The sequence below is a fragment of the Clostridium sp. Marseille-P2415 genome, assembly GCF_900155545.1.
Taxonomy (GTDB): Bacteria; Bacillota; Clostridia; order Lachnospirales; family Lachnospiraceae; genus Lacrimispora.
This window is the reverse complement of sequence record NZ_LT732526.1, coordinates 280,368-303,132: the sequence shown is the minus strand read 5'-3', so window position 1 is coordinate 303,132 and position 22,765 is coordinate 280,368. Positions and strand designations below refer to the sequence as shown.

The 22,765-nt window shown below is 42.3% G+C and carries 21 protein-coding genes; 2 read left to right on the top strand and 19 right to left on the bottom strand.

All coding sequences use genetic code 11. The features are described from left to right. Positions 1-110: 110 nt before the first annotated feature. The 4 genes from ltrA (BQ9856_RS06295) to BQ9856_RS06280 all read right to left on the bottom strand — a co-directional run bounded on the left by ltrA (BQ9856_RS06295) (position 111) and on the right by BQ9856_RS06280 (position 4,970). Positions 111-1,307 (bottom strand): group II intron reverse transcriptase/maturase, encoded by a 1,197-nt coding sequence (gene ltrA / locus BQ9856_RS06295; protein WP_077610279.1) that lies wholly within the window; start codon positions 1,305-1,307, stop codon positions 111-113. A gap of 58 nt (positions 1,308-1,365) precedes the next feature. Further along, positions 1,366-2,664 carry a group II intron reverse transcriptase/maturase gene (gene ltrA / locus BQ9856_RS06290; RefSeq protein ID WP_077609315.1) on the bottom strand — a complete coding sequence of 433 codons (1,299 nt, stop codon included), beginning with the start codon at positions 2,662-2,664 and terminating at the stop codon, positions 1,366-1,368. A gap of 499 nt (positions 2,665-3,163) precedes the next feature. Then, complete coding sequence (locus BQ9856_RS06285; protein WP_442855494.1) at positions 3,164-4,096, bottom strand: carbohydrate ABC transporter permease; 933 nt, start codon at positions 4,094-4,096, stop codon at positions 3,164-3,166. After that, on the bottom strand, positions 4,077-4,970 hold the full coding sequence (locus BQ9856_RS06280; protein ID WP_442855493.1) for an ABC transporter permease: 894 nt from the start codon (positions 4,968-4,970) through the stop codon (positions 4,077-4,079). The genes BQ9856_RS06285 and BQ9856_RS06280 overlap by 20 nt, the downstream gene beginning before the upstream one ends. A 306-nt stretch (positions 4,971-5,276) precedes the next feature. Between BQ9856_RS06280 and BQ9856_RS06275 the strand changes: the two genes are divergently transcribed. Then, on the top strand, positions 5,277-6,308 hold the full coding sequence (locus tag BQ9856_RS06275; protein ID WP_077610277.1) for a substrate-binding domain-containing protein: 1,032 nt from the start codon (positions 5,277-5,279) through the stop codon (positions 6,306-6,308). A 67-nt stretch (positions 6,309-6,375) separates the two neighbouring features. On the opposite strand, the gene BQ9856_RS06270 is transcribed toward BQ9856_RS06275, so the two are convergent. The 15 genes from BQ9856_RS06270 to BQ9856_RS06210 all read right to left on the bottom strand — a co-directional run bounded on the left by BQ9856_RS06270 (position 6,376) and on the right by BQ9856_RS06210 (position 21,120). Further along, positions 6,376-7,359 carry a glycoside hydrolase family 172 protein gene (locus tag BQ9856_RS06270; RefSeq protein WP_077610276.1) on the bottom strand — a complete coding sequence of 328 codons (984 nt, stop codon included), beginning with the start codon at positions 7,357-7,359 and terminating at the stop codon, positions 6,376-6,378. Between the two features lie 59 nt (positions 7,360-7,418). Next, positions 7,419-8,471, bottom strand: coding sequence for a HAMP domain-containing sensor histidine kinase (locus BQ9856_RS06265; RefSeq protein ID WP_077610275.1), 1,053 nt, complete (start codon positions 8,469-8,471; stop codon positions 7,419-7,421). After that, a complete protein-coding gene (locus BQ9856_RS06260) occupies positions 8,468-9,139 on the bottom strand; it encodes a response regulator transcription factor (protein ID WP_077610274.1) in 672 nt (223 codons plus the stop codon). Before BQ9856_RS06260 ends, BQ9856_RS06265 begins: the two co-directional genes overlap by 4 nt. A 53-nt stretch (positions 9,140-9,192) precedes the next feature. After that, positions 9,193-10,020 carry an SDR family NAD(P)-dependent oxidoreductase gene (locus BQ9856_RS06255; protein WP_077610273.1) on the bottom strand — a complete coding sequence of 276 codons (828 nt, stop codon included), beginning with the start codon at positions 10,018-10,020 and terminating at the stop codon, positions 9,193-9,195. Between the two features lie 59 nt (positions 10,021-10,079). Next, positions 10,080-10,877 (bottom strand): SDR family NAD(P)-dependent oxidoreductase, encoded by a 798-nt coding sequence (locus BQ9856_RS06250; RefSeq protein ID WP_077610272.1) that lies wholly within the window; start codon positions 10,875-10,877, stop codon positions 10,080-10,082. Positions 10,878-11,032: 155 nt separating this feature from the next. Beyond that, positions 11,033-11,164, bottom strand: a complete 132-nt coding sequence (locus tag BQ9856_RS25425) for a hypothetical protein (RefSeq protein WP_268875585.1) — start codon at positions 11,162-11,164, stop codon at positions 11,033-11,035. Between the two features lie 349 nt (positions 11,165-11,513). After that, positions 11,514-12,563: a LacI family DNA-binding transcriptional regulator gene (locus BQ9856_RS06245; RefSeq protein WP_139348667.1), complete on the bottom strand. Its 1,050-nt coding sequence runs from the start codon at positions 12,561-12,563 to the stop codon at positions 11,514-11,516. 99 nt (positions 12,564-12,662) lie between these two features. Beyond that, on the bottom strand, positions 12,663-13,235 hold the full coding sequence (locus tag BQ9856_RS06240) for a glycerate kinase (RefSeq protein WP_442855492.1): 573 nt from the start codon (positions 13,233-13,235) through the stop codon (positions 12,663-12,665). After that, positions 13,223-13,492 carry a glycerate kinase gene (locus BQ9856_RS25670; RefSeq protein WP_442855491.1) on the bottom strand — a complete coding sequence of 90 codons (270 nt, stop codon included), beginning with the start codon at positions 13,490-13,492 and terminating at the stop codon, positions 13,223-13,225. Before BQ9856_RS25670 ends, BQ9856_RS06240 begins: the two co-directional genes overlap by 13 nt. A gap of 113 nt (positions 13,493-13,605) precedes the next feature. Continuing rightward, on the bottom strand, positions 13,606-15,615 hold the full coding sequence (locus BQ9856_RS06235) for an alpha-amylase family protein (RefSeq protein ID WP_077610270.1): 2,010 nt from the start codon (positions 15,613-15,615) through the stop codon (positions 13,606-13,608). 22 nt (positions 15,616-15,637) lie between these two features. Next, the gene (locus BQ9856_RS06230; protein ID WP_077610269.1) at positions 15,638-16,591 is read right to left on the bottom strand and encodes an ABC transporter ATP-binding protein; all 954 of its coding nucleotides are present in this window, start codon (positions 16,589-16,591) and stop codon (positions 15,638-15,640) included. A 3-nt stretch (positions 16,592-16,594) separates the two neighbouring features. Further along, positions 16,595-17,572, bottom strand: coding sequence for an ABC transporter ATP-binding protein (locus tag BQ9856_RS06225; RefSeq protein ID WP_077610268.1), 978 nt, complete (start codon positions 17,570-17,572; stop codon positions 16,595-16,597). Positions 17,573-17,588: 16 nt separating this feature from the next. Next, on the bottom strand, positions 17,589-18,461 hold the full coding sequence (locus BQ9856_RS06220) for an ABC transporter permease (protein ID WP_139348666.1): 873 nt from the start codon (positions 18,459-18,461) through the stop codon (positions 17,589-17,591). 17 nt (positions 18,462-18,478) lie between these two features. Next, positions 18,479-19,402: an ABC transporter permease gene (locus tag BQ9856_RS06215; protein ID WP_077610267.1), complete on the bottom strand. Its 924-nt coding sequence runs from the start codon at positions 19,400-19,402 to the stop codon at positions 18,479-18,481. A gap of 86 nt (positions 19,403-19,488) precedes the next feature. Then, positions 19,489-21,120 (bottom strand): ABC transporter substrate-binding protein, encoded by a 1,632-nt coding sequence (locus BQ9856_RS06210; RefSeq protein WP_077610266.1) that lies wholly within the window; start codon positions 21,118-21,120, stop codon positions 19,489-19,491. A 557-nt stretch (positions 21,121-21,677) separates the two neighbouring features. Here BQ9856_RS06210 and BQ9856_RS06205 point away from each other — a divergent pair. Continuing rightward, positions 21,678-22,667: a D-2-hydroxyacid dehydrogenase gene (locus BQ9856_RS06205; protein ID WP_077610265.1), complete on the top strand. Its 990-nt coding sequence runs from the start codon at positions 21,678-21,680 to the stop codon at positions 22,665-22,667. Positions 22,668-22,765 lie beyond the last annotated feature (98 nt).

Below are 22,765 nucleotides of genomic sequence, written 5' to 3'. Positions count from 1 at the left end.
TCTTATCCTCCGTTTAGTAAAATCGCACCTCACAATGCGAAGTCCTTTCCAGAACCGTACGTGCGGCTTTCCCGCATACGGCTCTTCATAATAACATTTACAGATTCCCGCTACGCATAGAGATTGTAATACCTCTTGGGATATGCCAGCGGATAATAATCCAGCATCTGCTTAAATTCCTCCCAATTGTAGCTTTTCTTCTGACTCCTTCGATTCATCCAGCGGTATAACAGGCGCGTTGTGTAATAGTGATACTTCATCAGCGATGGTATGTTATACGTCACACCGTAGTATCTGTAGTGTCCAACCAGCTTACGATTAAGGATCAGCATTATCTCTTTTAATGGCTTTGTTCGATTGTTCTTCAGCCACTGCTTCATCTCCTTCAGTTTTGTCCGCATTCGTTTCCCGTTGGTTTTCGGTATCACACAGAACTTTCCCTCCTGGTTTTCTCCGCAATAGAATGTAAATCCCAAGAAATCAAAGGTCTCGGGTTTTCCCTCCCCTTTTCGCTTTCTTCTTTCTTTCGCATATCTCCCGAATTCTACAAGTCTGCTTTTACTCGTCTCTAGTTCCAACCCATATTTACACAGCCGTATCTGCATCTCTTCGTAGTATCGTTTGGCTTCCCCCTTATGTTCAAAGCCTGCCAGGTAATCATCTGCATACACTACCAGAAAACTCATTCCCGTTCCGCGTTTCTCAAAGTATGCTTTGTACCACAACACCAGCACATGGTGCATGTAGATATTTGCCAATATCGGACTGATGATATTTCCTTGGGCGGATCCCCATTCATTCGTCTGATACCTCCCTTCTTCCAGCACTCCTGCTTTCAGATACTTCTTTATCAGCCAGAGTATGTTCGGGTCTTTGATGTAGTATTCAACGAACTTCATTGTCCATTCGTGACTCATATGGTCGAAGAAACCTTTGATATCTGCATCTACAACATAGTTGATACGCTTTCGCACGATACTGATACACATTTCTTTGATTGCCATATGACAGTCGCGTTTCGGCCGGAATCCGTACATGTTCTCCTGAAACTTTGGTTCATATACCGCTTCCAATATCTTCTTTAGTCCTAATTGCACAATTTTATCTTCATAGACTGCAATACCCAGTGGACGCTTCTTTCCATTTGCTTTCGGTATATACACCCGCAGGGTCGGTTTCGGCTTATATGCCTTGTTCCTAAGTCTTTTCACCAGATTTCTGATGTTTTCTCTTAAGTTTTGGCTGTATTCCTCTTTTGTTATTCCATCGACTCCTGTTGCTTTCTTTCCNTGCGAAGTCCTTTCCAGAACCGTACGTGCGGCTTTCCCGCATACGGCTCTTCATAATAACATTTACAGATTCCCGCTACGCATAGAGATTGTAATACCTCTTGGGATATGCCAGCGGATAATAATCCAGCATCTGCTTAAATTCCTCCCAATTGTAGCTTTTCTTCTGACTCCTTCGATTCATCCAGCGGTATAACAGGCGCGTTGTGTAATAGTGATACTTCATCAGCGATGGTATGTTATACGTCACACCGTAGTATCTGTAGTGTCCAACCAGCTTACGATTAAGGATCAGCATTATCTCTTTTAATGGCTTTGTTCGATTGTTCTTCAGCCACTGTTTCATCTCCTTCAGTTTTGTCCGCATTCGTTTCCCGTTGGTTTTCGGTATCACACAGAACTTTCCCTCCTGGTTTTCTCCGCAATAGAATGTAAATCCCAAGAAATCAAAGGTCTCGGGTTTTCCCTCCCCTTTTCGCTTTCTTCTTTCTTTCGCATATCTCCCGAATTCTACAAGTCTGCTTTTACTCGTCTCTAGTTCCAACCCATATTTACACAGCCGTATCTGCATCTCTTCGTAGTATCGTTTGGCTTCCCCCTTATGTTCAAAGCCTGCCAGGTAATCATCTGCATACACTACCAGAAAACTCATTCCCGTTCCGCGTTTCTCAAAGTATGCTTTGTACCACAACACCAGCACATGGTGCATGTAGATATTTGCCAATATCGGACTGATGATATTTCCTTGGGCGGATCCCCATTCATTCGTCTGATACCTCCCTTCTTCCAGCACTCCTGCTTTCAGATACTTCTTTATCAGCCAGAGTATGTTCGGGTCTTTGATGTAGTATTCAACGAACTTCATTGTCCATTCGTGACTCATATGGTCGAAGAAACCTTTGATATCTGCATCTACAACATAGTTGATACGCTTTCGCACGATACTGATACACATTTCTTTGATTGCCATATGACAGTCGCGTTTCGGCCGGAATCCGTACATGTTCTCCTGAAACTTTGGTTCATATACCGCTTCCAATATCTTCTTTAGTCCTAATTGCACAATTTTATCTTCATAGACTGCAATACCCAGTGGACGCTTCTTTCCATTTGCTTTCGGTATATACACCCGCAGGGTCGGTTTCGGCTTATATGCCTTGTTCCTAAGTCTTTTCACCAGATTTCTGATGTTTTCTCTTAAGTTTTGGCTGTATTCCTCTTTTGTTATTCCATCGACTCCTGTTGCTTTCTTTCCGTCTAATTCTTTATGGCATTGAAGCAATAGTTCCTCATTCAGCAAGTGATACAGTGATGTAAATACCGGTCGGCTTTCATGAGCCGATTTGTCTGCTATTCTTTCTAATTTCGTTTGCATTTATCCTCCCGCCCCTGAGTGCGGTAAATGTGCCCTCAGAAAGAGTGTTATTATGCACTCCCCTTCCCTCCGCCATCATTACTGGCTTCTTTGGTACTATGAGAGTGTCCGACTGCCTGTGACTCCTTTGATTTCCTCCTTGTCATCGTTGTACGTCATACCTGCATGCAGCAGTTATCTGCTTTGCAGGAAATCACAGGCTCTCTCCAGTTGACTGATTAGTCATTGTAAAACATGATTGGCCCTTGGACTCCGTCAAAGCCATAACAAACTCGCTTAACGCTTGTTATGATGTTGCCTTCCGCATGGATAAACTGCGTCGGCCTTTAAGACTTTGTAAAATTTCGAAGCTCGATAGCATTGCAACCCTGTTTCCTGACTGTCTACGCTTAGCCTTGCCTGTTACCAGACAACACCCAAGACTCGCTAACGGTGGCTCGCTACGCCTTGCCGTATGGGATTTCCACCCACTAAACCAATCGCCCTTTTCTGGACGCGCTTATCCTTTTATCGAACCTACCATCACTCCACTGTCAAAATATTTCTGGAAGAATGGATACATGATCAACAGCGGCAAACTGGAAACTACGATGGTCGCATATTTAAGCAGCTCCGCTATCTTTGCCATCTCAGCCGTACTTTGAATATCGGCAATCATGCCCGGCTGCGGTGTATTTTGAACCAGTATAGAACGAAGGACAAGCTGTAACGGCTGCAGCTTTGCATCATTCAAGTAAATCATTGCGTCGAAATAACTGTTCCACATTCCTACAAATGACCACAACGCCAAAACTGCGATAATCGGTTTACACAACGGCATCATGATTTTAAAGAAATGCTGTATTTCGCCGGCTCCGTCAAGCTGAGAAGCCTCTCTCAATTCTTTAGGAATTGACTGGTAATAGGTTCTTGCAAGAATCATATTCCATACGTTAAATGCATTTGGAAGAAGAACCGCCCATATGGTATTTACCATATGGAGCTGATTAATCAGAATAAAAGCCGGAATCAGCCCGCCGTTAAAGAACATGGTAATAATGAATATGGTATTGATAAAGCCTCTTCCCACTAATTCCTTTTTTGACATCGGATAGGCCGCCAGTAATGTAATAAAAACAGATATTACGGTAAATGCACAGGAATATAACAGGGAATTTACAAACCCCCGCCAAATCATTCCATTTTCCAATACCCGCCTATATGCATCTAACGTCCAGTCACGAAGCCGAAAACTAAGTCCTTGATTATTTAGTACGTTAGGATCCATAAATGATGCGGTCACTACATATGCGAGTGGTATAAAAATTGCAGCCGCAAATAGGCCAAGCAGTATATATCCACTGCCTAAAAGAAGTCTATCTGATGTTCTGAGCCGTGTTTTTCTTAGATTGTTCATATATTTCTCTCCCATCTTATAATCCTTCACCGTCATTCAGCCGCTTCACAACGCCGTTAACCAATAGCAGCAGTACTACATTAACAGCAGAATTAAATAGTCCTACAGCCGTTGAATATCCATAATCACCATTTAAAAGACCAATTCGATATACATAGGTAGATAATATTTCAGAAGCAGGGAGATTCATATCTGTCTGTAATGCATATGCTTTTTCAAATCCAATACTCATAATATTACCTGCCTGCAAAATAAATTGGATAACTATAATGTTTTTGATCGCAGGAAGTTCTACATACCATATCTGCTGAAGAATATTTGCACCATCTACCAGGGCCGCCTCCTCCAGATCCTTGCTGGCATTTGAAAGCGCTGCCGTATACATGATGGAAGCCCACCCTGCTCCCTGCCAGATTCCGCTGGCTATGTAAATTGTCCGAAATGCTTCCGGCATGGTCATCCAGTTAGTATTCGTACCGAGTACCTGATTGATCGGTCCAATTGGAGATAAAAACATGCGTACCATACCACAGAGAACAATGACAGAGATGAAATTAGGTGCGTAGATCAGCAGCTGTATTTTCTTTTTTATTCCGTCTTTACGGATTCTGTTCAATAACAGGGCAAGAAGTATGGGAACCGGGAATCCCCACAAAAGCCCATATGCACTCAGCTTCAATGTATTCATCAAATACTTCATAAAATCAGGAGAGGATAAAAACCGCTTAAAATACTCCAGTCCGACCCATGGACTCCCCAGAACTCCGGCAATTACATTAAAATCTTCAAATGCAATCAGCACTCCTCCCATAGGAATGTATTTAAAAATAATGGTAAGCGCAAGGGCCGGTAACAGAAAAATTACATATAACTGCCAGTTTTTCTCTATATAGCGTACTTTCTGTTTCATGGACCTTTTCATTTTTAAAGGCTTGGTATAACTTGATTTTACTCCCATTTTTTCCCCTTTCTCGTTGTATCTTTCCAGTAACCGGTAAAGTAACCGGTTACTTTATGTCTATATTGTAAGCCGGACTCCATGAAACGTCAATCTCTAAAATATTTTTTAGAGGATATTCATGTTTTTACAATCTATTTTTTGTACAATTTCCACAAAACCGGTTACATAACCGATAACTTTCGCAATTGCTTTTTCTATGATTTTTTGCTATGATTTAATATATTATTGAATTTAGCAAGGACTGGAGATGAATCTATGAAAAAAAAGAATATTACCTTTGAAGATATTGCAAAATATACGAACTTTTCCAAAACTACTATCTCCCGCTACTTTAATAATCCCGATTCCCTGACATTAGAAAATCAGGAAATCATCGCAAAAGCACTGATTGATCTGGATTATAAGGAAAATAAAGTTGCAAAGATCCTGGCCAGCGGCAAAACAGAATTTGTTGGAATTATTATTCCCAATCTATATCTCCACTATTACTCTGAAATGCTAAACCAGATTTTGTCTACTTATAAAACATATGGCTACAAATTTCTTGTTTTTACAGGAAGCTCTAATGGAGACATTGAGCACCAATATATCCAGGAGCTTTTAGCTTATAAAATTGAAGGAATGATCGTTTTAAGCCACACCATTTCATCAAAAGAACTGGCCTCTTATAACATTCCGATCGTAACAATTGAACGTGAAGATAAATATACATGCAGTGTAAACACCGACAATTATATGGGGGGAGTTCAGGCAGCCAGTCTTTTATATAAAAATAACTGTGACATATTAATTCATGTTAATGTAGACGTCCCCCCTGAAATTCCTGCCTACGGACGCATCAAAGGGTTTCTTGACATATGCAGGGAGCATCAATTACCTCATGAACTGTTACTGAAAGACCTGGGAGATACCTATCGGGATAATTTAAATTGCATCAGAGAGATTGCTGAATATCTGGATCAAAACTATAGCGGCAAAAAAAAGGGGGTTTTTCTTGCGAATGATACTTATGCGAATATGATGGTCAACAGCTTGATCCGGAAACACGGCTCCCTGCCCGATGATTACCGCATTATAGGATTTGATAATTCTCCCATATCCGGGGAAGCAGTCATACCAACCAGCACAGTAGGCCAGCAGATCGATAAAATAGCCAATGCTGCCATGGAGCTTCTTGTTGCCCAGATGAATGAGAGAAAGAAAAGAAAACCCATACCCTTGGAGACGGTAATTCATAAAGTTATTCCTCCGGTTCTGATTTCAAGAGAAACATCGGACCCTTTCTGATTTCATCCCCATGATTTTTCATGTTCATCCCCGTTTATCCGGACCGGCTGATACCTTAAAACGCTGGTCATCTTGGCCAGCGTTCTTTGCGTTCCATAAAGGGGCCGAAAGGATTGTGAGGCTCTGCCTGGTACCAGTACGCCACGGTAGCCACATCATCCTGCCTTTCAAATAATCCCCCGTGACAGACCCCGATCTGCTGAATTGTAACCTTTAAGTCTTCTTCGAATATAACCGGGTCCATTACATGCCAGCGGTAGAAGCTTCTCTGCGGCATCTGATCATCATTATGGTAATCGTTATGAAGCAATGTATCATGATGGGAATAATAAGGATATCCCATATAAGGAGTACAATAGGTACTTTCAACGGTTCTGCCGTTTTCCTGGGTTGCAAAACTCCATGCACCGCCAAAATAATCTTCCGTTCCTGTTCCGCAGATCGTAGGATATTTCACGTCTCCATCCAGATAGAACTTCACTTCCCCTTCTCCGTACCAGTAACGTTCCAAAGTAGTCAGTGCCATATAGGTTCCCACATACTGTCCTTTCCCCTTTACCCCATCTAAAATCATATAATCCAAACCTTTTTCCGTAAAACGCTGCCTTCTCCACTGTGCATGGAAATAACCGGTATTTGACGGAAGTTCCTCATACAGGCAATAATCGACCTGATAGAAAAAAGCCGGAATGTCTTCATCATTCTGGTTCTCAATGGTAATCTTTGCTTTCATTCCAAATGGCATCGGGAAATAGCTGTTAAAGCCTCTGGTGGGATTTACGGCAACAGGAATCGAATTGACAGGATAAGAAACACCAAAACCGCAGCAGAAAAAGTCTCCTAAGGGGCTCTCCACGGAAGGAGTTTCCTCCCCATCCCAGTACATACGTAACACCAGATCTCTTAAGACATATCGGTTACTGTCACTGGTCCGGTCAGTAACGGTGATCCAGATATGCTGGATTACACCGGGTCCGGTCATCTCAGCCAGGGTTATCGTCTCGCCGGCTGAATCCAGCCTTTCCCAGGGACAGTGGCAGCTGCTTTCCATCGAACGGGGAACCAATGAACAGCTTATCGCACAGAAGGGGGAATATTATCAGCTATATGTCAAAGACTCAAACAAACCGTAAAGGCCGAGCCAACGCCTGGTGTGCTGTCAACAGCTATCTTACCTCCAAGCATGGTGACGATTTGTTGTACCATAGCCAGTCCCAATCCATTCCCCTGCATGGCATGCGATGTATCCGCCTGATAAAATTTTTCAAATATATGGCGTATTGAACCGGCGTCAATTCCACAGCCGGTGTCTTTCACCGTGACAACCGCCTGACCATTTTCTGCTTTCGCCGTTATGCGGACATTCCCGCCCTGTTCAGTAAATTTCAAGGCGTTGGAAAGAAGGTTGTTCCACACGATGCTTAATAATTCCTCATCACTATTTATAAGAATATTCTGATCCATCTCAGTATCCAGCGAAATGTCTTTTTCATCCCATAGCTGTTCAAACTCGAGCGCGCAGCGGCAGAGCTGTTCACTTAAGTTGAAAGTCTTTGTCTGTATGGGGATTTTTTGGTTTTCCAACCGACTGATTTGCAGGATGTTTGTTACAAGCACAGTGAGCCGTTTTGCCGCTTCTCCAATTCTTTGGGCGTACTCCTGCCTTTCTGCTTCCGACAGCTTTTCGCTCTGCAGAATAGTGGAATAATTCTGGATAACAGAAAGGGGCGTTTTCAGCTCATGGGATACATTGGATATGAAGTCTTTTTTAAGCACTTCCGTGCTCGCAAGTTCTGCTGTCATAGCATTAAAGTCTTCGAACAATACTTCAAATTCATCCTTTTTCCCGTCCCTTCCCTGGGGAGGGATCCGCACCGAAAAATCTCCCTGCGCCACCTTGCGGGCAGCGTCATTTAACAGGTTAATCGGATGCAGAAAGAAATTCTTGCGGTAAAAGGCAAACAGAAACATCAGCAGAAGGCTAAGAAAAAAAATATAGGTAAGCATGGAAAGCACCACATAAATTGTTTCCATTTCTTTATTCTGCTGCTGCATAAAATGAATCGCGGTATGGCTGCCGCAAAGGAGAACGATTGAGCAGTAGAGAGTAAAATATTTTCTGAATCCCATACTGTTTGCGTTGATACGAGGATCCTTTTTCATTGAATCACCGCCTTATAGCCAAGTCCACGCACGGTAACGATTTTAAATGAGTCACAGTGGGCAAACTTTGAACGCAGGTTTGTAATATATACATCTACCGTCCGTAAGCCGCTTTCATTTTCTATACTGGTAAATTCGTCCAGCAGTTGGCTTCGGGTAAAGGTTCGCTTGGGGTATGACAACATCTTAAAGAGAATCTGAAATTCCCTTAGAGTAAGAGGTACATCTTCGCCATCCACTGACGCACTGACATCATCTTCATCCAGTAACAGGTTTCCAATTTGCAGCTTTTTCGCCGCCGCAATATTGGCCCGCCGCAGCAGTGCCTCAATGTGCAGAATCAGTTCGTTCAAATCAATGGGCTTAACCAGATAATCATCTATGCCCAAATGATAGCCTCTTTTCTTTGCTGTAAAATCGTCCCGTGCTGTCATAAAAAGAATAGGAATATCTTGATCTTGCTGCCGTACGGTTTCTGCGAGTTCAAATCCATCAATCCCTGGCATCATGATATCCGAGATAATCAAGTCAAAATGCTCTGCATATAAGCGATCATATGCCTCTGAAGGATTCAGGCATCCAATGACCTGATAATGATGGCTATTCAAATGCCTGCAAACTGTCTGATTCAAATCTTTATCATCTTCTACAACCAGAATGTATATCAGAGTTTAATCCCTCCTTGTTTCCGTATAGACTTTAATTTTATTACCAGCTTCGATTATTTGTTTCTCATAAGTGGATTAACCCCGGATGCCACAAGTCCGCCATCGCACAATATATCAACCCCTGTTAAATAACCGGCATCAGGGCTTGCACAATAAGCAAATAAACTTGCAATTTCCTCCACTCGGCCAAAACGTTTGATTGCACAAAATTTTGTATATAAATCCGCTTCTTCTTTTTCTAATTCTCCCATGGGGGTTTCAAAATTTCCCGGAGAAACTGAAACTACCCTGATACCCTTTTGCCCAAATCTTGCAGCATCCTGTTTAGCAAACCAGATGACAAAATGTTTGGATATTCCATAGGACACTCCAGACCTTTCTTTTTTAGGAAACATATTCACTCTTTTTAAAACTTTTTTTACAAATAGTTCCGGATCCTTAAGACTATACTTATATAATCCTACGGGCATAATTATTTTTGGTATCAAATAAGCTGACATAGAAGACACATCTATAATACAAGATCCCTCTTCCATTACTTTATAAAATGAATTATTAATATGAATTGTTCCCAAAGCATTCACTTCCATTATCGTCTTTGCATCTCCCATATGAGGAGACATTCCTGCTGCATGTATTACTGCTGTAACCTTTCCCATTTTTTTTGCATGAATTGCCAGCTCTTCTACACTTTTATAGTCAGACACATCACAAGCAAACGCTTCTGCCTCAATGCCATCTTCCTTTAACTCCTGTACTGCTCCCTCTAATTTTTTTACACTTCTCCCACATATAATAATATAATGTTCCTTTCCCATTAATTTGGCAGTAGCTAATCCCATTCCACTGCCGCCACCAGTTATAACACATACATTTTTCATTGCTTCATCTCCCGCTATCTTTAATAGATTATATGGTTGGAAATTATACTTCCTCCAATTTAATGTTCATTCGACTTCATAACTTTATTAATTAAATTCATTGCTAAACGGGGACTGATTTTGTAAAAAGTATTCAAAACCTTACAGTCTTTGCCAATATAACTACGTAACTTCTTTTTTTCCATTGTATGAATGATTAATTCTGCCGCTTTGGCAGGTGTTAATACCATCTTGGATTTACTGCTTTCAGCGGATACATTATATTTAATATCAGAATTCTTTTTTATATCTGTTGCAATTCCACCAGGGATTACAACGGAAACCTTTACATTAGTATCTGTTAATTCAGAGGAAAGACCCTCTGTAAGCAGTTTAACCGCCGCTTTCGATGCCCCATAAATACTTTGCCCGGGTACCGGTAAGAAACCTCCCATACTTGAGACATTAACAATATGTGCTTCAGGTCTCTTCAACAGGTATGGTAAAAATGCCTTTACCATATAAAGAGTTCCATAGAAATTAATATTCATTACCCTCTCAATGCGATCCATTTCAAGTTCATTTAGATTTATAAAGGGCTGAATAATACCTGCATTGTTGATAATTCCATCTACTTTTCCATGTTCTTCCGCTACTTTCTGTGCAAATGCAAAAACATCCGGTTTTTTTGAAATATCTGTTACATAAGTAAATAATCTTTTATTGTTTCCGGATTTCTTAACTGTCTCTTTTAAAGCTTCTTCATTAATATCAACTGCAACTACATCAGCTCCTTTTCTAAGAAGCTGTAATACTAACTCTCTGCCTACTCCATTTCCTCCACCAGTTACTACGATAATTTTTCCTTGTACTTTCATAATCTGCTCTCCTTCAAATAATACAATTTAATTTGTAATTGATAATTCTATCTACCACGATCATTCTAAAATGAATTTAATATCTATATTGTAGTCAACTAATATTTAAAAATGTTTATATTTTGTTAGAATTTTATTAATTTGTATTTTATTATTTATAACTTGGTACTGAAAACAAAACGTAGCTTTACCATCTGGACTAATGCCATCCTGCCGGCCTCTGTCTCAATTTCGCATACCTTCTGCCTGTCATGGATTTCATGAATGGAACTATAGTATGGCATCACTGACCGCGGACCGCCCATAATAATCGCCGCCTGAAATGGTTTTGCATCTTACTCATTGTTTTCTTCCATATGAAACTCTCCTTTCTTTAAATACAAACCTGTATTACTAAAGTAGTTTGCTTATTTTTTCATAATTATACTTAACAGATACTAATGGTTTGTCAGAGAAATATTTATGAAATGTTAAAGCAGCATAACAAAATAACCAGTGCCTTTTAGACTCCTCCAAATCTAAAAGGCACTGGCTGTTGATTACTGCTGCGGTTCATTACCCAATTATAAAATTTTATTTGACAGCACATTAAGCAAAAAAACTCCCCGGCTCAGTACTTTTGAGCCAGGGAAGTTATCATACAATATTATTATAAGCCGGTGCTGCTCCCAGCGAACCTCGAAGAATAAATTTATGGTCAACCTCTATATTCCTCAAGGGAAGTGCCGGATCTTTGATCCTTTCTGTAATCATATCATATGCTGTCATTAGAATGTCCGTTTCCCTGATGTCAACAGAAGCCAATTTAGGATAACAGCAAAGCCCGGCATCATAGTTTCCATATCCAATGACAGAGACATCCTCTGGAATACGGTATCCCCGTTTCTGGAAGCGGTCAATCATCCCCACTGCCAAATAATCATACATACATAAAAATGCAGTTGGCAGCTGCCGCCCGGAAGAAAGCCAGTCATCAACAACCTTTCCTCCTGCCTCCATCGTATCATCATGGACAACTGCAATATCCTGTTCTTCTAAAGCAAGACCTACCTCTTCTAACTTTTTACGGAAGGTATCCAAACGGCGTGTTCTGATATTCGGCGTGCCGTCATTCATTGTTAAATCAGATGTAACTGCACCGATATGAAGATGATTATACCTCCTAAGCTGTTCCGCAATATCCTGAAATGCATGATCCGCACTTACCGATATGTTCTCATAGCTCTCATCAAAACGTTTGACAGCAACACAGGGTATCCCATTCTCTTCCAGTATTTTAATGTGTTCCGTACGTCCTTCAATAAAATCTGAATAAACCACCGCTCCGTCTACCCGGTAACGGATAAAACGGCTGATCACATCCGTTTCCTCTTCCACATTCATATCCGTAGATGCCATAATAACCATATAGCCATGCTTTGCGGCTATTCTGACAAATTCATTGACTGCGATTCCCCGGTGACCTGCATTTAAGTACGAAACCATAAGTCCCAGCAGATGTGTCTGAGATGTTACTAAAGCACTGGCCAGCTGATTTGGAAAATAATTCAGCTGACTGGCTATGGTTAAAATCCGCTTACATGTTTCAGGAGCCACTTTTTCCGGCCGTTTAAACGCATTTGACACTGTACCTATAGAAACATTTGCCATCCTTGCAACATCACGAATGTCACTGATCGCGATCACCCCCTACTGATTATAAAATTTACAATACATATCGACAAATGGTCAATAAGATTATACTTATTTTTTATTTTAATGTCAAATACGGCTTCCATAATATTCCTATTTCAATTGCATACCAACTAATATCATGCGGAATGCCCGTTCTGCTGCTCCTTTTAATAGTTCTTCAGCTCTTTCCATTGCTTCGTCAATTTCCATTGCCCGATTAATTGCAGGCATAATACTTTCAATTCCAAACTCAAAGATCCTTTCAGCCCCATTTCCCATACCACCTGCAATGGCGATAGCAGGGATCCCATGCTTTTTACAGCGCTGCCCGATTCCGCTCGGCACTTTGCCGAAAGCAGACTGCCAATCGAGCCGCCCTTCTCCTGTAACAACCAGATCAACTCCTTCCAGTCTTTTATCAAATTCAATGAAGTCCAAAACAGTTTCAATGCCAGATTTCATATTTGCATGCAGAAAAACCTTTAAAGCCGCTCCCAAACCGCCTGCTGCGCCTGTTCCTGGTATGCTGTTTATGTCTGTTCCGGCAATTCCGGATAGTAAAACCGCATATTTTTCCATATCTGCTTCCATTCTCTTCCGGATTTCAGGACTTACTCCTTTCTGTCCGCCAAATGTAAAAGTTGCTCCTTCCGGGCCTGTTAAAGGATTGGTTACATCACACATAACTGTAAATTCTGCTTCTGAAACAGCAGGATGAATGCCGCTTCCTCCATCAGAGGTCCATGAACTTTTACCTTTCTAACGCTGCCTCCGGTAGCCGATACGACAGCAGGAACCGTTCCTTCTCCTCCATCCGCTACCGGCACACCGCCGCACTCACAGCCGGGAAACGTTTTTTGGGCCGCCTCCGTAAGCAGGCGAATGATCTCCTCTGAGGATAAGGACCCTTTAAATGAATCTGGTGCAAATAATAATTTCATTTTTATACCCATTCCCTTCCCTTTTTATGCCACCTTAAATATTAGTACTGTTTAACAAACTTCCCCGGCTCATCACATCTAAGCCGGGGAAGTTGATATGGGGCTGTTCCATATTACCTTTCAAACATAATTTTAATGCATTCCATCTCTTCCAGAGTATCCACTGTCACATATAAATTACCCTCATTCCACCGGAAGGGAACTTCCTCCCCTTTCACAAGCTGGCAGACTTTTGACGGACACCTGTCCATCGGAAGTTTTAATTTGATACCGTTTACTGCAACCGGTTCAAAGAAAGAGGTTCCAAAGTGTCCTGTTCCATTCACGAGATGCACCATTGCATATTTCTTATCTTTTTCCCAGCCGAGTGTTACCTCTACCATTGGGGAAAATGGCTCATCCTCCACACAATTCAGCCCGGCAACAGACCCTAACACGTCTTTCATGAATAAGAAAGTATTCTGATAACCATCTCTGGCGTATACAAGACCCGGTTTCCAGGGAATCTGCACTGCCTTGCCTTCTCCATAACGATGAACCGTAAATCCCGGCAGATCCGTAACCTTTGTATAATAGCAGCGTTCCGGCGGTCCATAGGGATGCGGCGGGATCAGATGTAAATACGTTTCTACCTGATCCTTATACTCTGCAAATAAGTAATCATCTCCAAAATAAATAACATCTATATCCGTAAAGGATGGCAGCAGCAGCTTATCGCTCTTTTGCAGCTCAAACATAGCTGATACCATATCATTCCGATGATAAAGGACCCTGTTTGCCCCGATACTTTCAAATGGCATATTTGTCCGTTCGTTTCCATTTTCATCATATTTTCCAGTCTCTCCGGTTATAATCAGGCAGCCGCCCTTATTTACATAATCATCCAGTTTCTGAGCTGTTTCCTCTGGTATTGTATGAATATCTGCGACGATAATCGCTTTGTAATGTGATAAATCTGTTTCCGCCTTTACAAATTCCGGCTCCGTCTCTTCCAGCATAATATGACTTTCCGTAAACGCACGAACCCAGCCGCAGCTTTCTCCTGTCACGTGATATCCGCCTTGACGGATCAGGAGCGCATCTGCCTTTAAAGCCATACCTCTGTAATCTTCTTCATGAGCAGCCATATAGGCAAACGCTTTTTTTACCTTCTCAAAGCCGGATCTGTCTTTATGATTATCCAGCCTTCCGATCATATAATAGTCCAGCACACCAAAGTTTGCCACATCCTGCCACATCCGCAAAGACTGCATAGCCGGGCTCACAGCAACATGGCGGTAAAAATATCCAATAAAATCGACTGCTGCATTGCTGCAGATGTATCCCGGTCTTAACGACTGCACACCGCGGACTGTGGATGAGGAACCATACTGCCACTGAGGTCCTACCCGCTTATATTCTGTATTGGATTCAATCCTTGCAAAATCCACACCGTCGATTGCAATTTCAGGATTTATGCTACGCAGCATATCCTTCATTCGGTTTTTATAATCTGAAATCACCCTTTTCTGGAATAATTTGTATTTACGAAATACAACATCATCCATAGATTCACTTTCCGGAAGCTCCAGGCCAAATTGCTCTTTGAATTTTCTTTTACAATTATCGCAATGGCATAACCCGTAATGACGGTAACTATAATCTTTTTCCTGGAATCCGCCCATGTTGATAAATACACCGTCAATCGGCAATGTCTCAGCGGCTTCCTTCATAATTTCAAAAGATTTTTCCTGTTGGAATCCCCCGCAGATACACATATGTACATCACCGTTAAAGTCCACAATCTCCCCAGCCTGAGTCCGATAGGCCCAGTCCGGGTGCTTTTCATAAACCTCTCTCCTCACTTTTGAAAAATCCATCCGGGCGATGACCCGGATGCCTTCTTTTTTGCACGCTTCCATTATCTGTTTTAAGGAATCTCCTGCAAGGTATTCGCTGACGGTATGATCTTCTATCCCCGTCCTGTAACTGGCCATGATTCCTCCGGTATTAATCATGGCTACTGTCGCACCAAATTCCTTTAATTTGCTGACGTAACGTTCTGAATCAATATCCTCCATATCAATCTGACGCATATTTGTCTGTATCAGCCGCCACGGCTCTTCATTCCACCAATGTCCCATGTTGTCGTCCTCTCTTATCTCTTTAACTGTTATGCGCTAATACACACCGAACGTAATGTCCCCCGCCGCAATCCTTCAGTTCCTGCGGTTCCTTACACTTTTCACAAACATACTTACATCTGGAAGCAAAACGGCACCCCGGCTCCGGATTGATCGGATTTCCAACCTCACCTTCCAGCAGATGACGTTCCCGGTTTCTTCTTGATATATCGGTAGTCGGAATTGCAGACAGCAGAGCTTTGGTATACGGATGAAGCTGATGGGTAAACAGCTCATTCTTTGGTGCATACTCAACAACCTGCCCCAGATACATAACTGCAATATAATTGCTGATATGCCGTACCACGCACAAATCATGGGTTATGAACATATAAGCCAGTTTTCTCTGTTCCTGCAAATCCATGAGCAAATTTAAGATCTGTGCCTGAATGGACACATCAAGAGCAGAAACCGGTTCATCGCAGACAATAAAATCCGGATTTAAAGCCAATGCACGGGCCAGCCCCACCCTCTGTCTTCTTCCCCCATCCAATTCATGGGGATATGTATTATAATACCGCTCCGGCAGTCCGCACAGTTCCATCGTTTCATAGATTTTCCTGCGCATTTCCTGTTTATTATGACCAGTCTTCATAACTCTCATGGGATCAGCTATAATGTCTCCAACAGAAAGCCTCGGATTTAAGGATGTAAACGGATCCTGAAAAATCATCTGCATATGGTTACGGATGGCCTTCATACGGCGTTTATCATAACTAAGTATATTTTCACCCCTATAGCAGATTTCACCGTCTGTTGCCTCCAGAAGCCGGAGAATGGTTCTGCCAAGAGTTGATTTTCCGCAGCCGGATTCTCCTACAACTCCCAGTGTCTCTCCTTCATTAATTTGAATGGAAACATCATCAACTGCATGGAGCAATCCTCTCGGTGTATCAAAATACTTCTTTAAGTTCTTTGTTTCTATCAATGCTGCCATCTTCTAGACCTCCTCCCCTTTATATCGGAAACAGCGGATTTTGTGAGAGCCGGTGCCATACAGATCCGGTTTCTTCTCTTTGCAGGCATTCTCACAATGCTCACAGCGCTGTGCAAACTTGCAGCCTTTTGGTAAGTCCATAGGGTCTGCCATGAAGCCCGGTATGGGCACCAGGCGTACCGCATCCGATGTGAGGTCAGGTATACTGTTGAATAATCCAACCGTATAGGGATGGTTTTTCTCCTTGGAAAACAGTTCCTCCACAGTCCCCTGTTCAATGATTTCTCCCGCGTAAACCACAGCCACAGTCTCGCAGAATTCCGCTACCACTCCCAGATCATGGGTAATCATGATCATAGCGGAATTAAACTGTTCTTTTAACTCCTGCATCAGCTTCAATATCTGCGCCTGTATGGTTACATCCAGGGCTGTTGTCGGTTCATCCGCAAGGAGCAGCTCAGGCTCTGCGATCAGGGACATGGCAATTCCAATACGCTGCTTCATTCCGCCGCTGAATTGATGAGGGTAATCATTTTTTCTGCTTTTTTGTATTCCTACCAATTCCAGCATCTGGTCCACACGCTTTTCCTTTTCTCCGGAGTGCATATCCGGAAAATGGAGATCTAAAACTTCTTTAATCTGATCGCCCACTGTAATAATGGGATTCAAGCTGCTCATGGGGTCCTGAAAAATCATGGACATCTTTGCCCCGCGCAGCTGATGCATCTTTTTTTTCCCTGCTTTTAAAATATCAATCCCATCATAGGTGATACTGCCTTTGGTGATCTGTCCGACCTTGTCCGGAAGTAATTTAAGAATACTGAGTGCAAGAGTGGATTTGCCTGCTCCGGTCTCTCCCACGATTCCCATGACTTCCCCCCGTCTGAGGCTGATATCAACGCCATTCAGAGCGCAGACCACTCCATCATCCGTATTATACTGAGCATGCAGATCCGTTATATTTAGTAAAATGTCGTTCATCAGTACTTACTCCTTCTCAAGTCTTTGATCTTGGATCAATGGCATCACGAAGACCATCTCCAACAAAGTTTAAACACATGACGGAAATAATGATAAAGATACCCGGTATCATACCCAAATATGGATAATATCGGATATTGGTACGGTTTTCCGACAAAATGGTTCCCCATTCAGGCGTCGGAGATGCGACACCGATCCCCAGAAAGCCCAGAGAAGCTATGGTAAGGATGGTTCCTCCCAAGCTTAAAGTAGCATTTACGATCACAGGTCCGATCCCATTTGGAATCACATGCTTAAATATAATGCGTACAGGATTGCTGCCGTAGCACTTGGCCGCTTCCACAAACTCCTGATTCCGGATCGTCATAATCGACGCCCGGACTGTCCGGGCAAGGCCGGGAAACTGGGCGATGGAAAGAGCAATCAGCATTTTAAATGTTCCCTGCCCCAATGCAGAAACCACAGCCATTGCCAGAAGCAGTCTGGGAACTGCCATAAAAATATCACAGATACGCATTAAAATAATATCTACCTTACCGCCGAAATATCCGGAAAAACCGCCCAGCACCAAACCTATCGTCAATGCGATCGCAACAACCACCAAACCGGCTAACAAAGAGATCCGGCCTCCATACATAATCCGGGCAAATAAATCCCTGCCAAATTGATCCGTGCCAAACCAATGCCCGGACCCGGGACTTGTAAAAGCATTTATGATATTCTGCTGGTATACCCGTTTATAATCGATGTACAGGGATGAGGAAAGACAAGATACCGTCAAAATGCACAACATAACCAACCCGAACATAGCAAGTTTATTCTTGGAAAAACGGAACCATATAAGTCCCCACTGGCTTCCGTTCTTCCTCATTTTATTATTTTTACTCATAAAGTCACCTTCTCCATCTAGTATCCCAGCTTCACCCGCGGATCAATATAAGCGTACAGCAAATCAACCAGCAGATTCACGATGCCTACAAAGCAGGCAATGATCAATATGATCCCCATCACCACGGGTACATCACGGATTTTTACCGCATTGATCAGGAGCGTTGATACTCCTGGAACTGCGAATACAGATTCCGTTACGGTAGTTCCGCCTATTAATGTTGCAAAACTTACTCCCAGGTGCGTAACAACCGGAAGCATACCGTTTCTTACAACATGTTTAAAAATAACACGTTTTTCTGATGCGCCTTTGGAACGCGCTGTTCTCACATAGTCCTGTTTAATTACATCAAGCATTGCGGTTCTGGTCCCGCGCACCTGGCCTGCCAGCTGTCCGGCAGCCAACGTAATAGCCGGCAAAATGAAATATTTAAAAGATTCGGCTCCGGTAGCCGGTAAAAGCTTCCATTTCAATGCAATATACATTTGAGCCATTAAACCAAACCAGAAAATCGGCATGGATGAAAAAACCATCGCAGCTGCTAATGCCGTATAATCAACAAAACCGTTCTGCCGTACCGCCGTTAAAATACCGAGCGGTATCCCGACCAGAGAAGACAAAAGCATTGCAAGCATCCCAAGTTTCATGGTATTGGGAAGGCGTGTAAGAAATTCAGTTAAAACATTGTAGTGATTATACCAGGAGTCTCCGAAATCGCCATGCAGCACATTGATCATATAATGGATATAACGGATAATAATGGGATCCCGGAGTCCCAATTCGATACGCTTTGCTTCCAGCTGCTCCGGACTTGCATCTATCCCCAGGATCAGGGTTGCAGGATCACCCGGTGCTAAGCTCATAATCAAAAAAATAAAAAATGTAATGCCAATGACTACCGGTATCAGCAGCAAAATACGTTTTAAAATATATTTTCCCATTGTTAAAACCTTTCCCTGTCAAAAATTGAAGGGGGGTATGCAACTTAAATCCCCCCTTCCGTGAAATATCACTTAGGCACTATGGATTAATTCCAGCTCCATTCATTATAAAAATACAGCCCGGTTAACGGTCTGGGCACAACACCGTTTAAATCTGAATTATAAGCCACAATACTTAAATCATAGTACAACGGAACCTGTAATGCATTATCCGAAATCACGGTTAATATTTTCCCATAAATTTCTTTTCGCTTCGTTTCGTCTGGCTCCGTACGGCCTGCCAATAACAATTCATCAAGTTCAGGAGAGGAAATCCCTGCATTGTAACGGCCTCCTGAAGCTGCCACTTCCGTAGAAAACATACGGTATAAGCAGTCTGCATCCAGACTGGATACTGCACCTGCACGGAGCGCACCGTCAAATCCTGACCCGTCACCTTCCATATATACATTAAAGTAAGTGGGAGAATCCACTGCATTCAAGCTGCAATTAATCCCCAATTCCGTCAATTGCCCCTGTACGACCTGAGCAGCTACTTCATTTTTTGTACCGGCAACTGTAAGAAGCTTAAATTCTTCTCCGTTATAATTGGATTCTTCCAGATATTTCTTTGCTTTTTCCGGATCATATGTTACATTTGGATAAGTTCCTTCATCCGGATGACCAGAAAACTCAGGTGCTACATAACTATCTGCTGTGCTGGCCTGACCGGAATAGATCGCCTGGACGATATCATCCTTGTTGATTCCGCACTGCAGAGCCTTACGGAAATTAAGATCCTTGGCAGGACCGTTGCTGCAGTCAAGAGATAATGCCTGAATATTTGCGGCATTAGTCGTTTTATATGTAATTCCGCTGTCCGGGCTTAATTTTAAAAGAGGGGAAAGACTGGCATCTAAAAGCGCATCGATCTCGCCATTCTCAAGTGCAAGGATCTGACTGTTTGGATCGCTCAATATTTTATAAGTAACACTTGTAATAGAAGGAACGCCTCCCCAATACCCGTCATAAGCCTCCAATTCCATGTGGTCTCCTGCTACGCGGTTAACCAGCTTATAAGGCCCTGTTCCTATGGGCGATTCATTATATGCCTCTTCACCGATTTCCTCAGCAGTCTCTTTATCAACAATCAATGCCCATCTTGATGCAAGACCATTTAAAAACGCTCCATAAGGATCTGATAAATGAATCACAACGGTATGATCATCAATAATTTCCGTACTTTCATAATTAACGAGCATGGACTGTCCGCCCGATAAAGGCGCTTCTGTATCCAGGGTGTATTTCACATCTTCCGCATTAAATTCATTACCGTTATGGAATGTGACATTTTTTCTCAAATGCATGGTATAGTCTTTGCCATCTTCAGAAACTTCCCAAGATTCTGCCAGCAGAGGCTCCCGGGATCCATCCGGCATCAGTTTAACCAGTGTCTCGTAAACATTTGCAAGAATCGGAACATCCTTCATATTAGGAGACAGGGATGAATGAGTCGGATAGAAGCAGGATGGTTCCTCGGCACTTCCGACCACCAGTTTTGTCTTATCATGGTCCCCTGTTTTCGTTCCTGCTTTTGTTCCGGCTTCCGTGTTACCGGACGATTGACCGGCTTCCGTGCCTTTATTAGCGTTATTCCCTCCGCCGCAGCCAGCAGTAGCAATGACCACAGCCGCCGCCATGAAAAATGCTGCTGCTCTTTGATATACTTTTTTCCTCATAATACGATGCCTCCTCTTTTATTTTAACCCAAATATTAAAACGTTTTAACTACCGTGTAAACTAGTATATATAGGAAAATGCCCCCTCCTTTTATGTATTATTTTTAATTAATTCACATTTTTATTAATACGTTTTAATTCATGAATAGTTTATTTCATTTTTCAACAAAAATCAACCGTCATATATTACATAAAACAAAAAGATATATGTGCAATTTGCATATATATTTTTCTAAATACGTTTGTTATTATTATTAAAACATTTTAATTTATTTGTATTCAGCGAGATCGAATATCACATTTACTTATTTTTAACAGTTGATTTCATGAATTTATGATTCATTGTGACCAGTAAGCAACAAACTTTTTCATTATTAAATGTAGTTTTTGATAATTAAAAAGTAATTTCGTAATATGATATTGCAAATGCATCTAAGTTATGATAATGTATTTATGATTTGATTGCAGTTATCAGCCTTTTAAAACAGATTCGTGCATACATAGAAAAGTCTGCGCTGCACCAAATCAGACAACCGTAAAACAATAAGGAGATTCGTATGAGAGAAATCAAAAAAGTTCTGGCAACCGTTGATTATGTACCTGAAGATTTGCTTGCATTGCGGGAAATTTTTACCGGCTCCGAATTTGTGCATGTTAACAAGCACGATACAGAGGCTATATTGCGGGAAGTAAAGGACGCAGATGTGGCTGTATTAGCCGGAGACCTGGATGACCGCTTTTTAGGTGATAATCATCTGCAATGGATTCACTGTGATCATGCAGGTCTTAACCGCTCAGCGCGTCCGGAAGTATTTGAACACGGTATCCTGCTAAGTGGGTCTGCCGGACGTTCTTCACCAGTTTTGGCTGAACATTGTGTCTACTTTATGCTGAATGCCTGCTACCACACATGGGAATTACTGAAAGCACAGGAAGCCTGCAGCTGGGGCGTACCCGGCCAGGAGACCTGGAGGGGATTGTTTGGCCGTACTGCAGGTATTATAGGAATGGGACATAATGGTCAAATGTTAGCGGAACGGCTGCATGCCTTTGGTATGGATCTGATTACCTATGACCGTAATTATATTGAGGGGTTTGACTATATCCGCAAACAGCTGGTTTCCACAAAGGGGGATACGGTCGGCCCGCTGTTGGAGCAGTCGGATTTTGTTATCCTGTGCATTCAGTTGTCTGATCAGACTCACCACATGATGAACTATCAGGCCTTTCAGAAAATGAAGCCCGGAGCAATTCTGGTGAATATGGCACGTGGAGGCATCGTGTGCACGGAAGATTTAATCCGGGCACTGGATGAAAAGCTGATCGCCTGTGCCGGTCTGGATGTATTCGAACAGGAGCCGCTCCCTGCCGACAGCCCTCTATGGAAACGGCGTGATGTTTATATCACTCCCCATGTCACTCCGCAGGTACCTCACCGTGCCGGGCGCTGTCTGGACATCCTGCGGGAAAATGTACGCCGTTATAAGTCAGAGGAAGAACTGTTAAACCAGGTACATGCTGAAGATGCCTGCTCAGGGGTAAAATAACCCGCATTTACATCAAAAATACAGCATCCGTGTAATAGAAGAATTCTATAAAAGGCATTGCAAAATTCCGGGAAAAAAATCCAGTGGATTTTGCAATG